General features: G+C 72.4%; 17 protein-coding genes. 14 read left to right on the forward strand and 3 right to left on the reverse strand.

Annotated elements, in window-relative coordinates:
- The first annotated feature begins 25 nt into the window (after nucleotides 1-25).
- The 3 genes from OG444_RS27645 to OG444_RS27655 all read left to right on the forward strand — a co-directional run bounded on the left by OG444_RS27645 (nucleotide 26) and on the right by OG444_RS27655 (nucleotide 3,943).
- Nucleotides 26-1,444 (forward strand): NAD(P)/FAD-dependent oxidoreductase, encoded by a 1,419-nt coding sequence (locus OG444_RS27645; RefSeq protein ID WP_327264703.1) that lies wholly within the window; start codon nucleotides 26-28, stop codon nucleotides 1,442-1,444.
- A 164-nt stretch (nucleotides 1,445-1,608) separates the two neighbouring features.
- Nucleotides 1,609-2,067 (forward strand): hypothetical protein, encoded by a 459-nt coding sequence (locus OG444_RS27650; protein ID WP_327266956.1) that lies wholly within the window; start codon nucleotides 1,609-1,611, stop codon nucleotides 2,065-2,067.
- 112 nt (nucleotides 2,068-2,179) lie between these two features.
- On the forward strand, nucleotides 2,180-3,943 hold the full coding sequence (locus tag OG444_RS27655; protein ID WP_405792857.1) for a chitinase: 1,764 nt from the start codon (nucleotides 2,180-2,182) through the stop codon (nucleotides 3,941-3,943).
- Here the strand turns inward: OG444_RS27655 and OG444_RS27660 are convergent.
- Both OG444_RS27660 and gabT read right to left on the reverse strand, forming a co-directional pair.
- Nucleotides 3,909-4,715 (reverse strand): phosphatase PAP2 family protein, encoded by an 807-nt coding sequence (locus OG444_RS27660; protein ID WP_442810637.1) that lies wholly within the window; start codon nucleotides 4,713-4,715, stop codon nucleotides 3,909-3,911. The genes OG444_RS27655 and OG444_RS27660 overlap by 35 nt on opposite strands.
- A 142-nt stretch (nucleotides 4,716-4,857) precedes the next feature.
- Nucleotides 4,858-6,204 carry a 4-aminobutyrate--2-oxoglutarate transaminase gene (gene gabT, locus OG444_RS27665; protein WP_327264706.1) on the reverse strand — a complete coding sequence of 449 codons (1,347 nt, stop codon included), beginning with the start codon at nucleotides 6,202-6,204 and terminating at the stop codon, nucleotides 4,858-4,860.
- A 252-nt stretch (nucleotides 6,205-6,456) separates the two neighbouring features.
- Between gabT and OG444_RS27670 the strand changes: the two genes are divergently transcribed.
- From OG444_RS27670 to OG444_RS27720, 11 genes are all read left to right on the forward strand, one after another.
- The gene (locus OG444_RS27670; protein WP_327264707.1) at nucleotides 6,457-8,802 is read left to right on the forward strand and encodes an ATP/GTP-binding protein; all 2,346 of its coding nucleotides are present in this window, start codon (nucleotides 6,457-6,459) and stop codon (nucleotides 8,800-8,802) included.
- A 170-nt stretch (nucleotides 8,803-8,972) separates the two neighbouring features.
- Complete coding sequence (locus OG444_RS27675; RefSeq protein WP_327264708.1) at nucleotides 8,973-10,553, forward strand: PucR family transcriptional regulator; 1,581 nt, start codon at nucleotides 8,973-8,975, stop codon at nucleotides 10,551-10,553.
- Between the two features lie 165 nt (nucleotides 10,554-10,718).
- Nucleotides 10,719-12,164 (forward strand): aldehyde dehydrogenase family protein, encoded by a 1,446-nt coding sequence (locus OG444_RS27680; RefSeq protein WP_327264709.1) that lies wholly within the window; start codon nucleotides 10,719-10,721, stop codon nucleotides 12,162-12,164.
- Nucleotides 12,165-12,383: 219 nt separating this feature from the next.
- Nucleotides 12,384-14,348, forward strand: coding sequence for an acyl-CoA dehydrogenase family protein (locus OG444_RS27685; RefSeq protein ID WP_327264710.1), 1,965 nt, complete (start codon nucleotides 12,384-12,386; stop codon nucleotides 14,346-14,348).
- Between the two features lie 91 nt (nucleotides 14,349-14,439).
- Entirely contained in the window at nucleotides 14,440-15,768 is a 1,329-nt protein-coding gene (locus OG444_RS27690; protein ID WP_327264711.1) for a hypothetical protein, read from the forward strand.
- Between the two features lie 21 nt (nucleotides 15,769-15,789).
- On the forward strand, nucleotides 15,790-17,043 hold the full coding sequence (gene dxr / locus OG444_RS27695) for a 1-deoxy-D-xylulose-5-phosphate reductoisomerase (RefSeq protein ID WP_327264712.1): 1,254 nt from the start codon (nucleotides 15,790-15,792) through the stop codon (nucleotides 17,041-17,043).
- Nucleotides 17,040-18,341, forward strand: a complete 1,302-nt coding sequence (locus tag OG444_RS27700) for a M50 family metallopeptidase (protein ID WP_327264713.1) — start codon at nucleotides 17,040-17,042, stop codon at nucleotides 18,339-18,341. Before dxr ends, OG444_RS27700 begins: the two co-directional genes overlap by 4 nt.
- A gap of 174 nt (nucleotides 18,342-18,515) precedes the next feature.
- Nucleotides 18,516-19,673: a flavodoxin-dependent (E)-4-hydroxy-3-methylbut-2-enyl-diphosphate synthase gene (ispG, locus tag OG444_RS27705; RefSeq protein ID WP_030386345.1), complete on the forward strand. Its 1,158-nt coding sequence runs from the start codon at nucleotides 18,516-18,518 to the stop codon at nucleotides 19,671-19,673.
- Nucleotides 19,674-19,833: 160 nt separating this feature from the next.
- The gene (locus OG444_RS27710; RefSeq protein ID WP_327264714.1) at nucleotides 19,834-20,676 is read left to right on the forward strand and encodes a GNAT family N-acetyltransferase; all 843 of its coding nucleotides are present in this window, start codon (nucleotides 19,834-19,836) and stop codon (nucleotides 20,674-20,676) included.
- 101 nt (nucleotides 20,677-20,777) lie between these two features.
- The gene (locus OG444_RS27715; RefSeq protein ID WP_327264715.1) at nucleotides 20,778-21,320 is read left to right on the forward strand and encodes a GNAT family N-acetyltransferase; all 543 of its coding nucleotides are present in this window, start codon (nucleotides 20,778-20,780) and stop codon (nucleotides 21,318-21,320) included.
- A gap of 42 nt (nucleotides 21,321-21,362) precedes the next feature.
- Nucleotides 21,363-23,057, forward strand: a complete 1,695-nt coding sequence (locus tag OG444_RS27720) for a proline--tRNA ligase (RefSeq protein ID WP_327264716.1) — start codon at nucleotides 21,363-21,365, stop codon at nucleotides 23,055-23,057.
- Between the two features lie 44 nt (nucleotides 23,058-23,101).
- Here OG444_RS27720 and OG444_RS27725 read toward each other — a convergent pair whose 3' ends face one another.
- Entirely contained in the window at nucleotides 23,102-24,067 is a 966-nt protein-coding gene (locus tag OG444_RS27725) for a slipin family protein (protein WP_327264717.1), read from the reverse strand.
- Between the last annotated feature and the right edge of the window lie 135 nt (nucleotides 24,068-24,202).

Here is a 24,202-nt window from a genome sequence, read left to right on the forward strand (position 1 = left end):
TCAGTTCCGTAGGGAGTTGGAAGACATGGCCCCAGTCGCCATGCGTAGTGTTGCGAAATCCCTTTCCGAAGCGAAGCCGGTCTCGTACTGGCTGGACGACCCCGGCAAGCCGGCCCCCGAGCCGGCGCTCACCTCCGACGAGCGCTGCGACCTGCTGGTCGTCGGCGCCGGATACAGCGGACTGTGGACCGCGCTGCTCGCCAAGGAGCGCGACCCCGGGCGGGACGTCGTAGTGATCGAGAGCAAGGAGGCGGGCTGGGCCGCCTCCGGCCGGAACGGCGGATTCTGCGCAGCCTCCCTCACCCACGGCCTCAGCAACGGCCTGGCCCGCTGGCCCGGCGAGCTGGCGAAGCTGGAGGAGATGGGCGCCCGCAACCTCGACGCCATCGAGGAGGCCGTCGCCCGGTACGGCATCGACTGCGACTTCGAGCGGACCGGCGAGATCGACGTCGCCACGGAACCGCACCAGGTCGAGGAGCTGCGCGAACTGCACGAGGAGGCACTGCGGCTCGGCCTCGCCGACGGCTCCGAATGGCTGGACGGCGACGCGGTGCGCGCCGAGGTCGACTCCCCGACCTTCCTCGCGGGCCTGTGGGACCGCGACGGCGTCGCCATGCTCAACCCGGCGAAGCTGGCCTGGGGCCTCAAGCGGGCCTGCCTGGAGCTCGGGGTGCGGATCTACGAGAACACCCGCGGCCTGAAGATGGCCTCGGCGGGTGCCGGGATGACCGTGACGACCCCCTACGGCACGATCCTCGCGCGCCGGGTCGCCCTCGGCACCAACATCTTCCCCTCGCTGGTCCGGCGGGTCCGCCCGTTCACCGTCCCGGTCTACGACTACGCGCTGATGAGCGAGCCGCTCGACGAGGCCCAGCTGGCCGCGATCGGCTGGAAGAACCGGCAGGGCCTCGGCGACAGCGCCAACCAGTTCCACTACTTCCGGATCACCCGCGACCACCGGATCCTGTGGGGCGGCTACGACGCGATCTACCCCTACCGCGGGAAGCTCGACTCCGAGTACGACCACCGCCCCGAGACCTACCTCAAGCTCGCGGAGCACTTCTTCACCGCCTTCCCGCAGCTGGAGGGGCTGAAGTTCAGCCACGCCTGGGGCGGCGCGATCGACACCTGCTCCCGCTTCTCCGCCTTCTTCGGCACCGCGCACGCGGGGAAGGTGGCCTACGCGGCCGGTTACACCGGCCTCGGGGTGGGCGCCACCCGGTTCGGCGCGGACGTGATGCTGGACCTGCTGGACGGGCTCTCCACCGAGCGCACCCGGCTGGACATGGTGAAGTCCAAGCCGATGCCGTTCCCGCCGGAGCCCTTCGCCTGGACCGGGATCGCGCTCACCAAATGGTCGCTGGCCCGCGCGGACGCCCGCGGAGGTCACCGGAACCTGTGGCTGAAGGCGATGGACAAGCTCGGCCTCGGCTTCGACAGCTAGCGGCGGCCGGCCCGCCCGCCGTATGCCCCGGCGCCGGGAGCCCGTCACCGTGTGACCCGATTCACTACCATGGAGTAACGAAACCCGCGTCATAGCCGCGCCCGGCCCCGCTCTCTCCAGGTGAGAACCCTTCACCTACAGGGAACGGAGGCCGGGCGATGGCGATCCCGGGGGACAAGACGGCAGTGGAGTGGCTGGCGTCGGCGGCGCCGGATCCGGACGCCTGCCGGTGGCAGTGGGAGCGCAACCCCCTCGGGGTCGCCCTCCTGCCCGCCGGCCGGCGCTGGGACGTGCTGATCCTGCCCGGGGAGCTGGGGCGGCCCACCCTCGACGTGCTCCGCCTGCTCCTCGACCGGCCCGGCCCGGTGCTCGCCGATTTCGGCGACTCGCGGCTGGGCTTCTTCGTGCCCGCGGGCACGGCGTCGCGGTGGCTCGGCACGGGCGTACGGGGCGCCGGACGCGGGGCATGGATCGTGGCCCCGTACCCCGGCCGGGCGACCGGCGGGGTGCGCTGGCTGGTGCTGCCGGACGGGGAGGGGACCCTCACCGACCCGGCCGTGCTGGAGCTCGCGATGCACGAGGCGGCCGCGCGTGCGCTGGCGAAGGAGGGACGGAGGTCTTGACAAGGGCATTGGTCTGGACCATCTTGGGCGCCGCTGACCCCCTCCATCCCCCCATGCACCGGAGGCAGTTGTGCGCAGAGCCCTATCCTTCCTCACGGCCACCGCCCTCGCGGTGGCCGGATTCCTCGCCGCCGGCCCGCCGGCCGCGGCGGCCGACGCCGACCTCGTGCGCAACGGCGGCTTCGAGGCCGGCCTCGACGGCTGGAGCTGCCCGGGCGCCGGTGCGGCCGCCGTCACCACCCCCGTCCACAGCGGGAGTTCCGCCCTGAAGGCCACTCCGGCCGGACAGGACAACGCCCGCTGCTCCCAGACCGTCACCGTGAAGCCCGACTCGACGTACACGCTCGGCGCCTGGGTGCAGGGCGCGTACGTCTACCTCGGCGCGAGCGGCACCGGCACCACGGACGTGTCGACCTGGACGCAGACCCCGGGCGCGTGGAAACAGCTCACGACGAGCTTCCGTACCGGCCCCTCGACGACCTCCGTCACGGTCTACACGCACGGCTGGTACGGCCAGCCCGCCCACTTCACCGACGACCTCACCCTGGTCGGCCCCGACCCCGGCGGCCCCGGCCAGCCCCAGCCCCCGGCCGCCCCCACCGGCCTGACGGCGTCCGCCACCTCGTCGAGCTCGGTCGCGCTGTCCTGGTCGGCGGTGCCCGGAGCCACCTCGTACACCGTCCGCCGGGACGGCGCGGCGCCCCTGAGCGTCACCTCCGCCACGGCGGCCGTGACCGGCCTCGCCGCGTCCACCACGTACACCTTCCGGGTCAGCGCCGTGAACGCGGCGGGCGAGTCCCCGCAGAGCGCGCCCGTCTCCGCGACCACGCCCGGCGGCGGGGGAGGCGGTGGCGGCGGCCTTCCCGCGCACGCGTTGGTCGGCTACCTGCACGCGAGCTTCGCCAACGGCTCCGGATATGTCCGGATGGCCGACGTGCCCGCCTCCTGGGACGTCATCAACCTCGCCTTCGGCGAACCGACGTCGGTGACCTCGGGAGACATCCGCTTCCGGCTCTGCCCGGTCGCGGAATGCCCCGGCGTCGAATCCCCCGCGGAGTTCAAGGCGGCCATCAAGGCCAAGCAGGCGGCCGGCAAGAAGGTGCTGATCTCGATCGGCGGCCAGAACGGCCAGGTCCAGCTCGCGAGCACGGCCGCCCGCGACGCCTTCGTCTCCTCCGTCAGCAAGATCATCGACGAGTACGGCCTCAACGGCCTGGACATCGACTTCGAGGGCCACTCCCTGTCCCTGGCCACCGGTGACACCGACTTCCGGGCCCCCACCACCCCGGTCGTCGTCAACCTGATCTCCGCCGTGAAGACCCTGAAGGCCAGGTACGGCCCGGACTTCGTCCTGACCATGGCCCCCGAGACCTTCTTCGTGCAGCTCGGCCACCAGTTCTACGGTTCCGGCCCCTGGGGCGGCCAGGACCCGCGCGCCGGCGCGTACCTCCCGGTCATCCACGCCCTGCGCGACGACCTCACACTGCTGCACGTCCAGGACTACAACTCGGGCCCGATCATGGGCCTCGACAACCAGTACCACTCCATGGGGGGCGCGGACTTCCACATCGCCATGACCGACATGCTGCTCACCGGCTTCCCGGTCGCCGGAAACACCGCCCGGGTCTTCCCGGCCCTGCGCCCGGACCAGGTCGCCATCGGCCTGCCGGCCACGACCAACGCGGGCAACGGCCACACCTCGCCCGCGGAGGTGACCAAGGCCCTGAACTGCCTGACGAAGAAGACCGACTGCGGGACGTACCAGACCCACGGCACCTGGCCGGGCCTGCGCGGCCTGATGACCTGGTCGATCAACTGGGACCGCTTCGGCGGCTGGGAGTTCAGCCGGAACTTCGACGCCTACTTCGGCGGCTGAGCCGACCGGACCGGCCGACCCGGTCCGCCCAGGCCACCCCGAGCAGTAGGGGAGTGCACAGCAGCAGGCTGGCCAGCACGTCGAGCGGCCAGTGCCAGCCCCGCAGGACCAGCCCGACGGCCGTCGCCCCCGTGAGGACCAGGGCGACGGCCGTCGGCCATGCCCGGCGGGTGTACGGGCGCACGAGCAGGGCCGCCCCGAGGTAGGCGACGGCCGCGGTGGCCGTGTGGCCCGAGGGGAAGTAGCCGGCGGCCCAGGGTTCCAGGGGGCCGGGCCGGGCGGTCCACTCCTTGAAGGGGATGACCAGGGCCGGCACCAGGGCCATCGCCAGGCCCGCGGCCCCGGCGGCGAGCACGCGCCCGCGCCGGGCGGCGTAGGCCACGGCCAGCGCGAGGACGGGGACGGCGACGGGGATGTTCCCGAGGTCCGAGAGGCGTTCGGTGACGGAGTCCGGGAGCGTGCGCACCAGTGCGCGGCTCAGCGCGTGGTCCGGGGTCAGCAGCGGGCCGACGACCAGCACCTGCCAGGTGACCAGGGAGAAGAGGAGGCCGCAGACCGCGGCGATCAGGAGAGGAGTGGCCGGCCGTCCCGGAACAGGGGGGATGGTTCCGGGACGGCCGCCCGGATCGGGTTGCCGGGCGCCCCGGGGGGTTTGGGGCGAACGGCTGTCCGATCGGTGAGGAGTGTGCGCGAACGCATGCCCAGTACGGTGCTGGGGAAGCCCAGTACTGGTGTCGCCCCCGGTTTCCCGTGAGCGGGGTGTCTCACTCATCTGCAGAAACCGTACGGCAGTGGAAGGGGGACCGACAGCAGGATCGCGCTCCCGCCATCGGCCCCCCACAGCTTCTTCACAGCGTCCGCCCGTTACCGCCGGTAGAGGCCGGTCGCGGCGTGCGCACGTTCTAGACCTTCGATCAGATGGCCGTGCCGATGGCCGCGAACGCGGCCTCGATGAGGTCCAGGCCCTCGTTCAGCAGGTCCTCGCCGATGACGATCGGCGGGAGGAAGCGGAGCACGTTGCCGTAGGTGCCGCAGGTGAGGACGAGCAGGCCCTCGGCGTGGCAGGCCTTGGCGAGCGCGCCGGCCGCCTCCGGGAACGGGGTCTTGGACACCGGGTCCTTGACCAGCTCGATCGCGATCATGGCGCCGCGGCCGCGGATGTCGCCGATGATGTCGTACTTCTCCTGCATGGCCGTCAGGCGGGCCTTCATGACGGACTCGATCTTCTTCGCCGCGGCGTTGAGGTCGAGCTCCTTCATGGTCTCGATGGAGCCGAGCGCACCGGCGCAGGCCACCGGGTTGCCGCCGTAGGTGCCACCCAGGCCACCCGCGTGCGCGGCGTCCATGATCTCGGCGCGGCCGGTCACGGCGGCGAGCGGCAGGCCGCCCGCGATGCCCTTGGCGGTGGTGATCAGGTCCGGGACGATGCCCTCGTCCTCGCACGCGAACCACTGGCCGGTGCGGCAGAAGCCGGACTGGATCTCGTCGGCGACGAAGACGATGCCGTTGTCGTTGGCGAACTTCACGATCTCGGGCAGGAAGCCCTTGGCCGGCTCGATGAAGCCGCCCTCGCCGAGGACCGGCTCGATGATGATCGCGGCGACGTTCTCGGCGCCGATCTGCTTGGTGATCGCGTCGATCGCCTGGGCGGCGGCCTCGGGGCCGCAGTTCTCGGCACCGGTGGGCCAGCGGTAGCCGTAGGCGACCGGGACGCGGTAGACCTCGGGGGCGAACGGACCGAAGCCCTGCTTGTACGGCATGTTCTTCGCGGTCAGCGCCATGGTGAGGTTCGTACGGCCGTGGTAGCCGTGGTCGAAGACGACGACGGCCTGGCGCTTGGTGTACGAACGGGCGATCTTGACGGCGTTCTCGACGGCCTCGGCGCCGGAGTTGAACAGGGCCGACTTCTTGGCGTGGGTGCCCGGGGTCAGCTCGGCGAGCGCCTCGCAGACCTCTACGTAGCCCTCGTACGGGGTGACCATGAAACAGGTGTGGGTGAAGTCGGCGAGCTGCGCGGAGGCGCGGCGCACGACGGCCTCGGCGGAGGCGCCGACCGAGGTCACGGCGATGCCGGAGCCGAAGTCGATCAGGCGGTTGCCGTCGACGTCCTCGATGATGCCGCCACCCGCGCGGGCCGTGAAGACGGGCAGCACGGAGCCCACGCCACCGGCCACGGTCTGCAGGCGGCGGGCCTGCAGCTCCTGCGACTTGGGGCCGGGGATCGCGGTGACGATCTTGCGCTCCTGCGGAACAGCGGTCATAGAGGGCTCCTGGGGGGTGTTTTCGGACGCACTTGTCTCTTTGTCCGCAGGCTAGGCCCGGGAGAGGGGGTCCTGCATGCTCCGTTCGGTAGTGATCTCCGCGTGTCCTTGTCCGTGACGGCCATAGGAAGGACGCGGACGGGCCTCCCGCGGGCGGCACGGCGAATCGGAGCGCGGGTACGGGCCCACGGCCGACGCCGGGCAACTACATTGAGCGACGCAGCGCAGGCACGGGCAGGGGGCAGGGGTTTCATGGACACCGACGGCACGCACGACGGACAGGCGACCCGTTCGGATCGCGTGTCGAGACCTGCGGCCGCGCCTCCGGCACACCCCCCGAAGCCGCGCCACGCGCCGGACCGGGGGCCGACCGTCGCCGACTGGCTGCGTACCCCCCGTCCGGACGCCGAGCCGGGAGTATGGCGCTACGGGTACACCCCGCGGGCGGAGATGGAACCCGCGCGGACCCCCGATCGGGCTCTCGCCACCGGAGCCCTCATCTCCTTCTTGGCATGCGTCCTCGTCTGGTCCCTCATGCGCAACACCTACATCCCCTTTTGGGACGCGCCGCTGAACCTCTTCACCCCCGACAGCTGGTACGCCGCGAACGGGGAGCCCGTCATGGGGACGGGCGGGATGCGGGCCAAGCCGATCTACGAGCTGCTGTTCGTATCCGCACTCCTCTACGGGTTCGGCAGGCTCGGCAGCTGGCGGACCGCTTGGAGCCGCCTGATCGTCGAGCGCGGCCCCTGGGTCCAGGTCCTCACCGTGGTGCCGCTGGCCTGGGTCACCCTCCTCCTCGTCGACAACCACCAGCTGCCGCTCCGGCAGCTGGTGTTCGCGTTCCTGCCGTACGGCACGGACCAAGAGGCCAATCTCGCGCTCGACAGCACGGCGAAGAACACGATCGACGTGGCCGTCGTGCTCGCCTTCGCATGGCTCGGCGGAGCGGTCCGGCTGCTGCGCCGGCTCCGTCCGGCGGCGCCGACCGGCCCGGGCGGTACCCGGGTTGCACCTGCCGAGGAGCAGGACGAGGACCCCGTGCGGTGGCCGCAGTTGTGGGCCGCCGGGCTGGGGGAGGTGGCCGAGCGGTTGGAGGCCGAGGCCGGGGGCGGGCGGATGAACGACGTCGACTACGCCCGGATCCGGCGTGCGTGGGACTCCGTGCGCGTCGACCCCTCGCGCATGCGGGCCTTCGCCGACGCCGTCCGCGACAAGGGCGCAGGGGCTTGCGTGCACCCGTCCGGGGCGCGGGACCTGCCCGTGCGGGCAGCCCGGCACGATCTGCTGGCCCGGCAGGTGCTGCTCGGCACCGTCGAGGACGGCGCGCGCAACCCGTACTCCCGCCGCGGAACCTCGCTCGCCCTCGACCCCGACGTGCTCGGTACCTCCCTGCTCGCCGTCGGCCCCTCCGGCACCGGCAAGACCCGGCGGCTGGTTCGGCCCGTCGTCGAGTCGCTCTCGCTCCAGGCGCTCGCCGGCCAGGCCGCCGTCGTCGCCGTCGGCGCGGCCGGCACCCAGCTCGGACCGGACGCCGCCTTCGACGTCGTGGTCCGGGTCGGTGACCCCGCCTCCGTCTACGACCTCGACCTCTACGGCGGCGCGACCGACCCCGACGAGGCGGCCACCCTGCTCGCCGAGGCCTTCGTCGGGGACCTTCCCGGCATCGACGTCCGCCGGGCCGCGACCACCCTCGCCCAGCTCCTCGGGCCGTTCCGGGCGGCGTACGACCGCTTCCCCGCCGTGCCCGAGCTGCGCGAGCTGCTCGACCAGGTCCCCACCGCCTTCGACGCGCTGCGCCGCGACCTCGCCGGGCAGCACGCGATGCTGCGCGAGCTCGACGCCCGGGCCCGTCAGCACGGGGCGCACGCGGACCCCGGACCGGCCCTCGCCGACCGGGTGGCCCTGCTGGACCGGCCGGCCTTCGCAGGGTTCTTCGACACCACCGGCCAGGGGCGGCCGTTCTCGCTGCGCGCCCTGGAGCACCCGATCCGGGTCCGCGTGGACCTGCCCGAGCGCGGGCACGCCGACGCCTCCCGGATGCTGGCCCGGCTGCTGCTCACGCAGTTCAACGCCGCCGCGGCCGCCCGTACCGACCGTTCCCTCTTCGCCTTCCTCGCCCTCGACGACGCCTCCCACACCCTGACCGCCGGAACCGTACGCGGCGTCCAGCGGCTGCGCTCGGCGCACGCGGGCGTCCTGCTCACGCTGCGCACCATGGACGACGTACCGGAGGCGCTGCGGACCCCGCTGCTCGGGGCGGTCGGCTGCCGGATGGCCTTCTCCGGCGTCACCACCTGGGACGGCAAGCGGTTCGCCGAGGCCTGGGGCACCGAGTGGGTGGAGACGCGGGACGTCACCCACCGCACCGTCTTCGCCGATCAGCCGCTGACCCGCCTGATGCACTCCTTCCGCAAGCTCGTCACCGGCAAGGCGGTCACCACGGACGCGGTGACGGTGCGGCAGGTGGAGCGGGAGCGGTGGTCGGCGTCGGACCTGGCGCACGCCGTGCCGCCGGGGCACGCGGTGCTGTCGCTGACCTCGGTACGCGGGGAACGTGCGGCTCCGCTGCTGGTCCGCCTGGCCGGAACGTCCTGACCCGTATCCCGACCAGTACGAGGTGGCAGAATCGAGGGAGTCGTTCGTACGGCACGGCGAAAACTCCCTCGGCGGTCCACCCCCGGCCCACCGCCGGCCCACCCGCTGCCCCGGCCCCTGTCCGCTCCCGCCGCTCCGTCGCCCCCTCCCGCTAAGGCCACTGGTAACCGATGCCGCTCACCCTCGCCTCACTCGTCCAGCACTCGGCGCTCAAGCTCAGCGTCCGGGCGGGGGAGGGACGCCTCGACACCCCGGTGCGCTGGGCCCACGTCAGCGAGCTCGCCGACCCCGTCCCCTACATGGAGGGCGGGGAACTGCTCCTGATCACCGCGATGAAGCTGGACGCGGGGGACCCGGAGGAGATGCGGGCCTACGTACGCCGCCTCGCCGCGGCCGGGGTCGTCGGCATCGGCTTCGCGATCGGCGTCAACTACGAGGAGATCCCCGAGGCGCTGGTCGAGGCCGCGCGGACCGAGGACATGCCGCTGCTGGAGGTGCCGCGGCGGACCCCCTTCCTGGCGATCAGCAAGGCCGTCTCCGCCGCCCTCGCGGCGGACCAGTACCGGGCCGTCACCGCCGGATTCGAGGCCCAGCGGGAGCTGACGCGCGCCGCGCTCTCCGTCGACGGGCCCGCCGAGCTGCTGGCGAAGCTGGCGGCGCACGTGCACGGCTGGGCCGCGCTGTACGACACCTCGGGCGCGGTCGTCGCGGCCGCCCCCGACTGGGCGGCCCGCCGCGCCGCGCGGCTGACCCCCGACGTGGAGCGGCTGCGGGAGCGCCCGGCGCCCGCGAGCGCCGTCGTCGGCGGCTCCGAGGACCGCGTGGAACTCCAGTCCCTGGGCACGGGCCGGCGGGCGCGCGGTGCGCTCGCCGTCGGCACCGCCGCCCCGCTGGGCACGGCCGAGCGGTACGCCGTCCACTCCGCGGTCGCGCTGCTCACCCTCACCACCGAGCGCTCCCGCTCGCTGCACGACGCCGAGTCCCGGCTGGGCGCGGCGGTGCTGCGGATGCTGCTGGCGGGCGAGGCGGACCACGCGCGGGCCGTCGCCGGAGACCTGTACGGGGCCCTGCTGGAGGCACCGTTCCGGCTGATCGTGGCCGAGCCGGCGCTGGCCGGGACCGCCCAGCCGGAGGGGCTGGCGCAGCTCTCCGACACGGTGGAGTCGGCGGCCGCCCGAACCGGGGAGACGCTGCTGGTCGTCCCGGAGGCGGGCCGGCTCGTCGTCCTGGCCTCCGACGGGGGCCAGGCCGTACAGGCCTGCGTGGACCACGCGGAGGCGCTGGAGGCACGGCGCGGCCGGGATGCGGCCGGGCCCGAGCCGGACGAGCTGGTGGTCGGCCTCTCCGCTCCCGCCGGGCCGGGCGGTGTGGCGGCGGCCCTCAAGCAGGCCGACCAGGCCCTGGCCGTGGCCCGGCGGCGCGGCCGGCCGATGGTGGAGCACGAGGACATGGCGGCGGGCTCGGTCCTGCCGTTGCTGGCCGACGACGCCGTACGGGCCTTCGCCGACGGCACCCTGCGCGCCCTGCGCGAGCACGACGCGACCGGCCGCGGCGACCTGGTGGCCTCGCTCCAGGCCTGGCTCTCGCGCCACGGGCAGTGGGACGCGGCCGCCGCCGACCTGGGCGTGCACCGGCACACGCTGCGCTACCGGATGAAGCGGGTCGAGGAGATCCTCGGCCGCTCCCTGGAGGACCCGGACGTCCGCATGGAGCTGTGGCTCGCCCTGAAGGCGACCTCGACCCCGTCCTAGAGGGTGCCGGCACTCCGGCACTCCCATCCGGCCGGCCGGACAGTGACAAAGCGGCGAAGCGCGACGACCCGCCGCTCCATCAGGGACAAACGCCGAATCGCCGACGGAGTTCTACGGTGGAGGGGTCAGGACCCACCGCACACTTCTCGAAGGGCCGGGATTCGCATGACTTCCACCCACGCCTTCTGGCTCGCCGGCCGCCAGGCCACCGGCGAGGACAGCTTCGACGTCCACTCCCCGTGGGACGGCCGACTGGTAGGCACCGTCAGCGTGCCCTCCGACGAGCAGGTCGAAGAGGCCGTGGCCGCGGCGTACGCCGTGACGGCGGAGTTCTCCGCGACCCCCGCCCACGTACGGGCCGCCGCCCTGGACCACGTGTCCAAGCGGCTCGCGGAGCGCACCGAGGAGATCGCCCAGCTGATCTCCGCCGAGAACGGCAAGCCCGTCAAGTGGGCCCGCGGCGAGGTCGGCCGTGCGGTGTCCGTGTTCCGCTTCGCCGCCGAAGAGGCCCGCCGCTTCAACGGCGGTGAGGCCCAGCGCCTCGACACCGACGCCGGCGGTGTCGGCCGTCTCGCGCTGACCCGCCGCTTCGTCAAGGGTCCGGTCCTCGGCATCGCGCCGTTCAACTTCCCGCTGAACCTGTGCGCCCACAAGGTGGCCCCGGCCATCGCCGTCGGCGCGCCGATCATCCTCAAGCCCGCCCCGGCCACGCCCCTCTCCGGGCTGATCCTGGGTGAGCTGCTCGCCGAGACCGACCTCCCGGCAGGCTCCTGGTCGGTCCTGCCGGTCGCCAACGACAAGATGCCCGCCCTGGTCAAGGACGAGCGTCTGCCCGTCATCTCCTTCACCGGTTCGGACACCGTCGGCTACGCCATCCAGCAGTCGGTGCCCCACAAGCACTGCACCCTGGAGCTCGGCGGCAACGCCGCGGCCGTCGTCCTGGACGACTGGTCCTCCGAGGCCGACCTCGACTGGGCCGCGACCCGTATCGCGACCTTCTCGAACTACCAGGCCGGCCAGTCCTGCATCTCCGTGCAGCGCGTGATCGCCGACGCCTCCGTCTACGACCGCCTCGTCGAGAAGGTCGTCGCGAAGGTCCAGGCGCAGGTCACCGGCGACCCGAACGACGACGCCACCGACGTCGGCCCCCTGGTCTCCCAGGCCGCCGCCGAGCGCGTCGAGTCCTGGGTCGACGAGGCCGTGGCCGGCGGAGCCAAGCTGCTCACCGGTGGCAAGCGCGCGGGTGCCTCGTACGAGCCGACCGTCCTCGCCCACGTCCCGGACGGCGTCAAGCTCGCCACCGAGGAGGTCTTCGGACCGGTCCTGACGCTGAAGAAGGTCGAGAACACCGACGAGGCCTTCGCCGCCGTCAACGACTCGAAGTTCGGTCTGCAGACCGGCGTCTTCACGCGCAACGTCCAGACCGCGTTCCGCGCCCACCGGGAGCTCGAGGTCGGCGGTGTCATCATCGGCGACGCGCCGTCCTACCGCGCCGACCAGATGCCGTACGGCGGCGTCAAGCAGTCCGGTGTCGGCCGCGAGGGTGTCCGCTACGCGATGGACGACTACACGTACGAGCGAGTCCTGGTCCTGACCGGCCTCGACATCTGATCTCGTACGGCCCAAAAGCCGGCGGCCGGAGCCTACTGTGCGGGGGCTCCGGCCGTCCCCTTTTTCCCCCGCTGGGCGGGGGAAGAGGCGCCCCGGCGCCCCGGGTTCGCCCGACTGGACCGCCCCGGCTTTTCCGGCGCAGCCGGACGGGGTACGACTCACAAGTAGCACCGGCTGGTAATCCGGTGAACCGACTCCGGCGGCGAGGTGAGTCCCCGCATGTCCGCAACACAGCCCGTACAGCCCGTACAACCCAGCGGCGCACAGCCCAAGGTGACCGAGCGCGAAGCACGGCAGGTCGCGGAAGCGGCCCGCGAACAGGACTGGCGCAAACCCAGTTTCGCGAAGGAACTGTTCCTGGGACGCTTCCGGCTCGACCTGATCCACCCCCACCCGCTCCCCGCCGACGAGGACGTCCGGCGGGGCGAGGCCTTCCTGGCCCGGCTGCGGGAGTTCTGCGAGACCTCGATCGACGGGGCCCGCATCGAGCGCGAGGCGAAGATCCCCGACGAGACCGTGCGCGGGCTCAAGGAGCTCGGCGCCCTCGGTATGAAGATCGACCCCAAGTACGGCGGTCTCGGTCTCACCCAGGTCTACTACAACAAGGCGCTGGCCCTCGTCGGGTCGGTGAGCCCTGCCATCGGGGCCCTGCTCTCCGCCCACCAGTCGATCGGCGTACCCCAGCCGTTGAAGATGTTCGGCACGCAGGAGCAGAAGGACGCCTACCTGCCCCGCTGCGCCACCACCGCCATCAGCGCCTTCCTGCTCACCGAGCCCGACGTGGGCTCCGACCCGGCACGCCTGGCCACCACGGCGGTCCCCGACGGGGACGACTACGTGCTCGACGGCGTGAAGCTGTGGACGACCAACGGGGTGGTGGCCGACCTGCTCGTCGTGATGGCCCGCGTCCCGAAGTCCGAGAACCACCGGGGCGGGATCACCGCCTTCGTCGTGGAGGCGGACTCGCCGGGGATCACCGTCGAGCACCGCAACGCCTTCATGGGCCTGCGCGGCCTGGAGAACGGCGTCACCCGCTTCCACCGGGTACGGGTGCCCGCCGGCCAGCGCATCGGCGCCGAGGGCGCCGGCCTCAAGATCGCCCTGACCACGCTCAACACCGGCCGGCTGTCCCTGCCCGCCATGTGCGTCGGCGCCGGCAAGTGGTGCCTGAAGATCGCCCGCGAGTGGTCCGGCGTACGCGAGCAGTGGGGCCGGCCCGTCGCGCAGCACGAGGCCGTCGGCGCCAAGATCTCCTTCATCGCCGCCACGACCTTCGCCCTCGAAGCGGTGGTCGACCTCGCCTCCCAGATGGCCGACGAGGACCGCAACGACATCCGCATCGAGGCAGCCCTCGCCAAGCTCTACGGCTCCGAGATGGCCTGCCTGATGGCCGACGAACTCGTCCAGATCCGCGGCGGACGCGGCTTCGAGACCGCCGATTCCCTGGCCGCCCGCGGCGAGCGCGCCGTCCCCGCCGAGCAGATGCTCCGCGACCTGCGCATCAACCGGATCTTCGAGGGATCGACGGAGATCATGCACCTGCTGATCGCCCGCGAGGCCGTCGACGCCCACCTGTCGGTCGCGGGCGACCTCATCGACCCGGACAAGGCACTCGGCGACAAGGCGAAGGCCACGGCCCGCGCCGCCGGGTTCTACGCGCGCTGGCTGCCCAAGCTCGCCACCGGCCCCGGCCAGGTGCCCGGCACCTACCGCGCCTTCCACCCGGGCGGCCACCCCGACCTCTCCACCCACCTGCGCTACGTGGAGCGCAGCGCCCGCAAACTCGCCCGCTCGACCTTCTACGCCATGTCCCGCTGGCAGGGCCGGATGGAGACCAAGCAGGGCTTCCTCGGCCGGATCGTCGACATCGGCGCCGAGCTCTTCGCGATGAGCGCGGCCTGCGTCCGCGCCGAGCACCTGCGCGCCACCGGCGCCCACGGCCGCGAGGCGTACCAGCTGGCCGACGCCTTCTGCGAACAGTCCCGGCTCCGCGTCGAGGAGCTCTTCGGCCGCCTCTGGTCCAACACCGACGACCTCGACCGCAAGGTGGTCGCCGGCGTCCTGTCCGGCACCTACGCCTGGCTGGAGGAGGGCGTCCTCGACCCGTCCGGCGAGGGCCCCTGGATCGCGGACGCGACGCCCGGACCCTCGACACAGAAAAACGTGCACCGCCCCATCCGCTGACCTGCGATCATCGCCGGACGTCGGACAGACGTACGAGGATGAGTACGAGTACTGGTACGCGTACGAGCACAGCGCGAGGCGGACGAGAACGATGCCGACGGCCGAGGAAGACCGCACCAGCCGACGGCTGGCCTGGTGCGTGGCGCACCTGCTGCGCCACGCACCGGACCACGTCGTCACCGACATGACCGGCCGGCTGGACGAGCCCACCCGCAAATACCTGTGCCGGGACGAGTGGCTGTCCGCCGCGACCGTCACCCTCCTGCTGCGCCACGGCGGCGCGGCCGACCGGACCTACATCGCGCGCAACCCCCGGGTCGTCGGCCGGCCACTGCCCGGCCTGCCCGGACCCGCCCGGTACGCCCGCCGCCGCACCCCGGACGAACTCCTGCCCCTGCTCCGCGCCGAACTCGGCCGGGATCCCGCCGAGGGGCCGCTCGACGCCGCCGAGCTGGCCGGCCTGCTGCGCCGGCACGGCAGGCGCGGGCCACGGGTCCCCCTGGACATCCTGGCGGCGGGCCACCGCCCGGACCCGGAGGCGCTGCTCGCCGAACACCTCCGCGATCCGCTGCCGGCCGGCGCGGTCGAAGCCCTGCTGCTCGTCGCGGACCTGCCCCTGGAGAACGTCCTCGCCCTCCTGGCCACCGGCGGGGCGCAGCCGGACGAGCGCTCCTGGCACCGGCCCGCCGTCCGGGCCGTGCGGATGGGCCGCGTCACGCACGACGAGCTCGTCACCCATGTGGCCCCCGCGCACCGGAGCCTGCTGCTCGCCCGCCTCCCCGCCGTCGGCGGCCTGCGCTGGACCCTGCCCGAACAGGCCGGCATGCAGAGCGCCGTGCTGCGGGCCCTGCGCCCGCTGGGGGACGATCCCCGGCTGTGGGCGGAGCTGCTGAGGCACGCCCCCGGCCACCGGGGCACGCTGCCCGGGCTGGTCGCCGCCGTGGTCGACGGCACGGCGGCGGAGGCGGCCGAGGCGGCCGCGCCCGGCCCCGAGCTCGTGCGGGCGGTGCGCCACCTGACGCCGACCGCAGCCGAACCCTTCGGGGGCGTGGAGCGCGAGCTGGCGCTGGCGAGCCTCGCCGTGCCCATGGACAGCGTCCAGGAGGACATCCGCTGGGTGCGCGACTGCCTCGACCGCGGCCTGCTCACCGGCGTCGATGTGATCCGGCACAAGCTGCCGGCCTGCTGGGCCCTCGACCAGGACCACTGGCTCGGCGACGTGAACCACCCCGACCGGCACGACCGTCCCGCGGCCGTCCTCGCCTCGCACACCGAGGCGGACCGGCTGCTGTTCCTGGCGCTCGGCGAGGAGCCAGGGGCCTGGTGGCGGGTCGCCCGCACGCTCCCGGAGTTCGCCGGAACCCTGCCGCACCTGCTTCTGCGGGTAACGGAAGGGGGCTCCGTGTCCGGCCGCTCCTGACTTCCGGCAACAATGGGGGGCATGAGCGACCGCCCAGCCCCCCTCGCCGATCCGCACCTCCTCTTCGACCCCGCGGCCGGCCTCCGGGACATCGTCATCCTCGGGTCCACCGGGTCCATCGGGACCCAGGCCATCGACCTCGCCCTGCGCAACCCGGACCGGTTCAGGGTCACCGCACTGTCCGCAGCCGGCGGGCGGGTGGAGCTGCTGGCCGAGCAGGCCCGGCTGCTGCGGGTCAAGACGGTGGCCGTCGCCCGCGAGGACGTCGTACCGGCCCTGAAAGAGGCGCTGAGCGCCCGGTACGGCCCGTCCGAGCCGCTGCCCGAGATCCTGGCCGGTCCGGACGCCGCGGCCGAACTCGCCGCCTCCGAGTGCCACACCGTCCTCAACGGCATCACCGGCTCGATCGGCCTCGCGCCGACCCTCGCCGCCCTGCGCGCCGGCCGGACCCTGGCCCTGGCCAACAAGGAGTCGCTGATCGTCGGCGGCCCGCTGGTCAAGGCCCTGGCGAAGCCCGGCCAGATCATCCCGGTCGACTCCGAGCACGCGGCCCTCTTCCAGGCGCTCGCGGCCGGCACCCGGGCCGACGTCCGCAAGCTCGTGGTGACCGCCTCCGGCGGCCCCTTCCGCGGCCGCACCCGCGCCCAGCTGGCGGACGTCACCGTGCAGGACGCCCTCGCGCACCCCACCTGGGCCATGGGCCCGGTGATCACCGTGAACTCCTCGACCCTGGTCAACAAGGGGCTGGAGGTCATCGAGGCGCACCTGCTCTACGACATCCCCTTCGACCGCATCGAGGTCGTGGTCCACCCCCAGTCCTACGTGCACTCGATGGTGGAGTTCACGGACGGCTCCACGCTCGCCCAGGCCACTCCGCCGGACATGCGCGGCCCCATCGCGATCGGCCTCGGCTGGCCCGAGCGGATCCCGGACGCGGCCCCCGCCTTCGACTGGTCCAAGGCGTCCACGTGGGAGTTCTTCCCGCTGGACACCGAGGCCTTCCCGTCGGTGGGCCTCGCCCGGCACGTGGGTACGCTCGGGGGTACCGCCCCGGCCGTGTTCAATGCGGCCAACGAGGAGTGCGTCGAGGCATTCCTGGCAGGTCGGCTGCCGTTCACAGCAATCATGGATACGGTCTCTGCCGTGGTCGATGAGCACGGGACGCCTGAGTCGGGAACCTCCCTGACGGTCCAGGACGTCCTGGAAGCAGAGGCCTGGGCCAGGGCCCGGGCGCGGGAGATGGCGGCACGGGCCGCCGCGGAGGCGCGCGCATGACACTACTGATGACGGTGCTCGGGGTCGTGGTCTTCGCCGTCGGCCTGCTGGTCTCCATCGCCTGGCACGAGCTGGGGCACCTCTCCACGGCCAAGATCTTCGGCATTCGCGTGCCGCAGTACATGGTGGGCTTCGGGCCGACCGTCTGGTCGCGGCGCAAGGGCGAGACCGAGTACGGGATCAAGGCCATCCCGATGGGCGGCTACATCCGCATGATCGGGATGTTCCCGCCCGGCGAGGACGGCAAGGTCACCGCCCGCTCCACCTCGCCGTTCCGGTCGATGATCGAGGACGCGCGCTCGGCCGCGTACGAGGAGCTCCAGCCCGGGGACGAGAGCCGGCTCTTCTACACGCGCAAGCCGTGGAAGCGCGTGATCGTGATGTTCGCCGGGCCGTTCATGAACCTGATCCTGGCCGTGGCGATCTTCCTCACCACCCTGATGACCTTCGGGCTGAACACCCAGACCACCTCGGTCGCCACCGTCTCGGACTGCGTCATCCAGCAGAGCGAGAAGCGCGACAAGTGCGCCCCCGGCGATCCGGCCGCCCCCGCCAAGGCGGCGGGCCTGAAGGCGGGCGACAGGATCGTCGCCTTCAACGGCCGCCCGGTCGGCGACTGGTCCGCCCTGCAGAAGGACATCCGCGCCACCGTCGGCCCCGCCGAGATCACGGTGGAGCGGGCCGGTCAGCGCGTGGACCTCACGGCCAATCTGATCGAGAACAAGGTCGCCAAGACGGACGGCAACGGCCGGTACGTCAAGGACGAGTACGTCACGGCGGGCTTCCTCGGCTTCGCCCCCGCCTCCGGATACGTCCCGCAGTCCTTCGGCCAGTCCGTCGACCGTATGGGCGAGATGATGGTGGCCGGCGTGCAGTCGCTGATCGAGCTGCCGTCCAAGGTCCCGGACCTGTGGAACGCAGCCTTCAACGGGGCCGAGCGCGAGCAGGACAGCCCCATGGGCGTCGTCGGCGCCGCCCGGGTCAGCGGTGAGATCTTCACCCTCGACATCCCCGCCCAGCACCAGCTGGTCTTCTTCCTCAACCTGCTGGCCGGCTTCAACCTGTCGCTGTTCCTGTTCAACATGCTGCCGCTGCTCCCGCTCGACGGCGGTCACATCGCCGGCGCCCTGTGGGAGTCGGTCCGGCGGGGCGTGGCGCGGATCTTCCGGCGCCCCGACCCCGGCCCGTTCGACGTGGCGAAGCTGATGCCCGTCGCGTACGTGGTCGCGGGCCTGTTCATCTGCTTCACCCTGCTGGTGATGGTGGCGGACGTGGTCAACCCGATCAAGATCACCTAGTTTGCGGGGCTCCACCCCGCCGGTACCGGAGCCGGGCACGGATCGTGCCCGGCTCCCTACGTTCGGGTGGCGCACCCCCTCGGATGCAAGGGCCGCGCCGTGGTTGGCGTAATCTCGAAGCCTGGAGCCCGCCGATCTCGGGACCTTGATCCACACCTTGGGGTTGCACAGCAGATGACTGCCATCTCACTCGGAATGCCGGCCGTGCCGACGAAGCTTGCCGACCGCAGGGTCAGCCGCAAGATCCAGGTCGGCAAGGTGGCCGTCGGCGGCGACGCACAGATCTCCGTGCAGTCGATGACCACCACCAGGACCTCCGACATCGGGGCGACGCTCCAGCAGATCGCCGAGCTGACCGCCTCCGGCTGCGACATCGTCCGCGTCGCCTGCCCGACCCAGGACGACGCCGACGCGCTCGCCGTCATCGCCAAGAAGTCGCAGATCCCGGTCATCGCCGACATCCACTTCCAGCCCAAGTACGTGTTCGCCGCGATCGACGCCGGCTGCGCCGCCGTCCGCGTGAACCCGGGCAACATCAAGCAGTTCGACGACAAGGTCAAGGAGATCGCGAAGGCCGCGAACGAGACGCGCACCCCGATCCGCATCGGTGTGAACGCCGGCTCGCTCGACGCCCGACTGCTGAAGAAGTACGGCAAGGCCACCCCCGAGGCGCTGGTCGAGTCCGCGCTGTGGGAGGCCTCCCTCTTCGAGGAGCACGGCTTCGGCGACATCAAGATCTCGGTCAAGCACAACGACCCGGTCGTCATGGTCAACGCCTACCGCCAGCTCGCCGCCGCCTGCGACTACCCGCTGCACCTGGGCGTCACCGAGGCCGGCCCCGCCTTCCAGGGCACCATCAAGTCCGCCGTGGCCTTCGGCGCGCTGCTCTCCGAGGGCATCGGCGACACCATCCGCGTCTCCCTTTCCGCCCCGCCGGCGGAGGAGGTCAAGGTCGGCATCCAGATCCTGGAGTCGCTCAACCTCAAGCCGCGCCGCCTGGAGATCGTCTCCTGCCCGTCCTGCGGACGCGCCCAGGTCGACGTCTACAAGCTGGCCGAGGAGGTCACGGCGGGCCTGGAGGGCATGGAGGTCCCGCTGCGCGTCGCGGTCATGGGCTGCGTCGTCAACGGCCCGGGCGAGGCCCGCGAGGCCGACCTCGGCGTCGCCTCCGGCAACGGCAAGGGCCAGATCTTCGTGAAGGGCGAGGTCATCAAGACCGTCCCCGAGTCGAAGATCGTGGAGACCCTCATCGAAGAGGCGATGAAGATCGCCGAGCAGATGGAGAAGGACGGCGTGATGAGCGGCGAGCCCACCGTCGCCATCGGCGTCTGATTCCCGGGCCCCGGTCCGTCCGGGCCCAGTAGGCGGCCCCGGTGCCGTTCCCGCAGTTCGGGGGCGGTCCGGGGCTGTTTCATGACCTCGGACGCGCCATCCCGGGGCGCCGCCGGGTACAGTGCGGAGATCAGCAGACTTGCATGGTGAGGCCCCAGTGTTGACGCAGACCACCACCCGGGTCCTTGAGCCCAGTGATCTCGACGCCGCGATGGAAATCCTCGGACGCGAGCCGGTCGAGAACGCCTTCGTCACCTCCCGGGTCCAGGTCGCCGGCCTCGACCCCTGGCGACTGGGCGGCGAGATGTGGGGCTGGTACGCCGACGGCGAGCTCCGCTCGCTCTGCTACGCCGGAGCCAACCTGGTCCCCGTCTGCGCCGGACCCGACGCCGTGCGCGCCTTCGCCGACCGGGCCCGCCGCACCGGCCGCCGCTGTTCCTCCATCGTCGGCCCCGCCGAGGCCACCCAGCTGCTGTGGCAGCTCCTGGAGCCCAGCTGGGGCCCGGCCCGGGACGTCCGCTCCCGCCAGCCGCTCATGGTCATCGAGCGCCCGTCCGCCACGGTCGAGGCCGACCCGCAGGTCCGCCGCATCCGCAAGGACGAGATGGAACTGATCATGCCCGCATGCGTGGCCATGTTCACCGAGGAGGTCGGCATCTCACCGATGGCCGGCGACGGCGGGCTGCTCTACCAGGCCCGCGTCGCCGAACTCGTGGCCAGTGGCCGCTCCTTCGCCCGCGTCGAGGACGGCAAGGTCGTCTTCAAGGCCGAGATCGGCGCCGCCACCACCCGCGCCTGCCAGATCCAGGGCGTGTGGGTGGATCCCGCATTCCGCGGCCTCGGCCACTCGGAGACCGGGATGGCCGCCGTCGTCGCGTACGCACTGCGCGACGTGGCCCCCGTGGTCAGCCTCTACGTGAACGATTTCAACGCCGCCGCGCGGGCCGCGTACCGGCGCGTGGGCTTCCGCGAGGTCGGGGCGTTCATGAGCGTGCTCTTCTGACAGCATGCCCGCCCACCCCGCACCGGCCTGATCCAGAAGGCCGGCCACGGACCCCGCCGATGGCATTCCGGCGCCCCCGTACCGCGAAGTAAGGTCGCGGCATGCTGCCTTCCGGACTTCGAATCGGTCCCCTCGACCTCGCCGCCCGCGTGGACGAGGCCCTGCGCGTGCAGGCCGTCGCCTTCGGCCTCAGCGAGGAGGAGGTCGGCATCCGGCGCTACATCGTGCAGCGCCACATGACCTGCCGCGGCGCCCGCGCCCTCGGAGCCTTCGCCGAGGACGGGGCCCTCACCGGATTCGTGTACGGGATGCCGAACGACCGCACCCACTGGTGGTCCACCATCGTCGAGCCCTACCTGCGGGCCGGCGGGCACGAGCACTGGCTCGACGGCTCCTTCGTGATCACCGAACTGCACGTCCACCCCGGCTTCCAGGGCCACGGCGTCGGCCGCGCCCTGATCACCGGCATCACCGACGACGCCGCCGAGCCCCGCTCGATCCTCTCCGCCATCGACACCGAGAGCCCCGCCCGCGGCCTCTACCGGGCTCTGGGGTACGCCGACCTCGCCCGCCAGGTCCACTTCCCGAGCGCGAGCCTCCCGTACGCGGTCATGGGCGCCACCCTGCCGCTGACCAGGCCCTGAAACCGGTACCGCGGGCGGCGAGCGCCCCGGTAATCTCCCGGCATGTCTACGCAACACGTGCAGCGCATGTCCCGCCTCATGGCCAAGACCCTCCGCGAGGACCCGGCCGACGCCGAGACCCTCAGCCACCGGCTCCTGGTCCGCGCCGGCTACGTCCGGCGCAGTTCGGCCGGGGTGTGGACGTGGCTGCCGCTCGGCAAGCGGGTCCTGGACAACGTCTCGCGCATCGTCCGTGAGGAGATGGACGCGATCGGGGCCCAGGAGGTGCTGCTCCCGGCCCTGCTGCCGAAGGAGCCGTACGAGGTCAGCGGACGCTGGTCGGAGTACGGGGACCTGCTGTTCCGGCTGAAGGACCGCAAGGGCGCCGACTACCTGCTCGGGCCGACGCACGAGGAGATCTTCACCCTGGTGGTGAAGGACCAGTGCACCTCCTACAAGGACCTGCCGGTCATGCTCTACCAGATCCAGACCAAGTACCGCGACGAGGCGCGGCCCCGCTCCGGGGTGCTGCGCGGGCGCGAGTTCCAGATGAAGGACTCGTACTCCTTCGACGTGTCCGACGAGGGCCTCGCGGAGTCCTACCGGCTCCACCGCGAGGCGTACGTCCGCATCTTCGAGCGGCTCGGCCTGGACCACCGGATCGTGTCCGCGGTCTCGGGCGCGATGGGCGGCTCGGCGTCGGAGGAGTTCCTGGCGCCGGCCGGTGCGGGCGAGGACACCTTCGTGGACTGCCCGTCCTGCGCCTACGCGGCGAACACGGAGGCCGTGACCTTCGCCCTCGCCCCCGCGTCCGCCGAGCACCCGCCGCTGGAGGAGGTGGACACCCCCGACACCCCGACGATCGAGACGCTGGCAGCGCACCTGGGGGTACCCGCCGCGGCGACGCTGAAGAACCTCCTGGTCAAGGTCGACGGCGAGATCGTGGCCGTCGGCGTGCCGGGGGACCGGGAGGTGGACCTCGGCAAGCTGGGCGAGCACCTGGCCCCGGCGGTGGTGGAGCTGGTGACGGCCGAGGACTTCATGGACCGTCCGGACCTGGTACGCGGCTACGTGGGCCCGCAGGGCCTGGAGAAGGTCCGCTACCTGGCCGACCCCCGTGTCGCGCCCGGCACTTCGTGGGTGACGGGGGCCAACCGGGCGGACACGCACGCCCGGAACGTGGTCTGCGGGCGGGACTTCGAGGTGGACCAGTACCTCGACGTGGTGGTCGTGGAGCCGGGCGACCCCTGCCCGTCCTGCGGTGCGGGGCTGCGGCTCGACCGGGCCATCGAGATCGGGCACATCTTCCAGCTGGGCCGCAAGTACGCGGACGCCTTCGGGCTGGACGTGCTCGGCCGCGAGGGCAAGCCGGTGCGGGTCACGATGGGGTCGTACGGCATCGGCGTCTCCCGCGCGGTGGCGGCGCTGGCCGAGCAGACGGCGGACGAGCGCGGCCTGTGCTGGCCCGCGGCGGTGGCCCCGGCCGACGTCCACGTGGTGGCGGCGGGCAAGGCCGTGCCGCTCGCGCTGGCGGAGGAGGCGGCGACGGCGCTGGCCGCGTCGGGCCTGCGGGTCCTGCTGGACGACCGGCCCGGCCTGTCGCCCGGCGTGAAGCTCACGGACGCGGAACTGATCGGCGTGCCCTGGATCCTGGTGGCGGGCCGCCGCTCGGCCGACGGCGTGGTCGAACTCCAGCACCGCGCGACGGGCACCCGCGAAGAACTCCCCCTGCAGGAGGCCCTCGCCCGCCTGACGTAATGGACGAAGGGGCGGGGCGGGCGGGGAAAGGCTCCGCGCAGCGGCTACTCGCGCAGCCCCTCCCGCTCCTGCTCCGGCGGGGGCGCATCCAGCATCAGGCCGTCCGCCGGCCCGCCGAGCGCGTCCGGAACCGGAGCCCCGTCGAGCGCGTCCGCGTCCACGCCGTCGACCTCGGCCGGCCCGGGGCCTTCGGAAGCCGGGCCGGCCGGGGCCGGGTCCTCGGGGGAGGGGGAGGCCGTCGCCGGAGGCGAAGGGGCCGCGCGTTCCAGGAACCGCAGGAGCTCCACCGGAAACGGCAGGACCAGCGTCGAGTTCTTCTCGGCGGCGACCGCGACCACCGTCTGCAGCAGCCTCAGCTGCAACGCCGCCGGCTGCTCCGACATGACCTCCGCCGCCTCGGCGAGCTTGTGCGAGGCCTGCAGCTCCGCGTCCGCGTTGATCACCCGAGCCCGCCGCTCACGGTCCGCCTCCGCCTGCCGGGCCATCGACCGCTTCATCGTCTCCGGCAGGGACACGTCCTTGATCTCGACCCGGTCGATCTGCACGCCCCAGCCCACCGCCGGGCTGTCGATCATCAGTTCCAGACCCTGGTTGAGCATCTCCCGGTTGGACAGCAGATCATCCAGGTCGGACTTTCCGATGATCGACCTGAGCGAGGTCTGCGCCATCTGCGAGACGGCGAAGCGGTAGTCCTCCACCGCCACGATCGCGCTCGCCGGGTCGACGACCTTGAAGTACACGACCGCGTCCACCCGCACCGTGACGTTGTCCCGGGTGATGCCCTCCTGCGCGGGCACCGGCAGCGTCACGATCTGCATGTTCACCTTGCGCAGCCGCTCCACCAGGGGGACGACCGTCGTGAAGCCGGGACCGCGGATCTCCTCCCGCAGCCTGCCGAAGCGGAAGACCAGACCCCGCTCGTACTGCTTCACGACGCGGGCCGCGGCGCCCATGTACACCACGACGCCCACACCCGTGGCGATGGCCGCTGTCAGCAGTTCTTCGACCATGACGGCCCCCTGCCGGACATACCTTCCTACCTACGGTATGCCCAAGGGGGTGTCCGGTCGATCAGGCCGGATCAGGGAGCGGGGTCCGGTGCCGTGTATCGCACGCCGACCGAGGACAACGCGGCGAGGCGCGAT

The organism is Streptomyces sp. NBC_01232 (genome assembly GCF_035989885.1).
Taxonomy (GTDB): domain Bacteria; phylum Actinomycetota; class Actinomycetes; order Streptomycetales; family Streptomycetaceae; genus Streptomyces.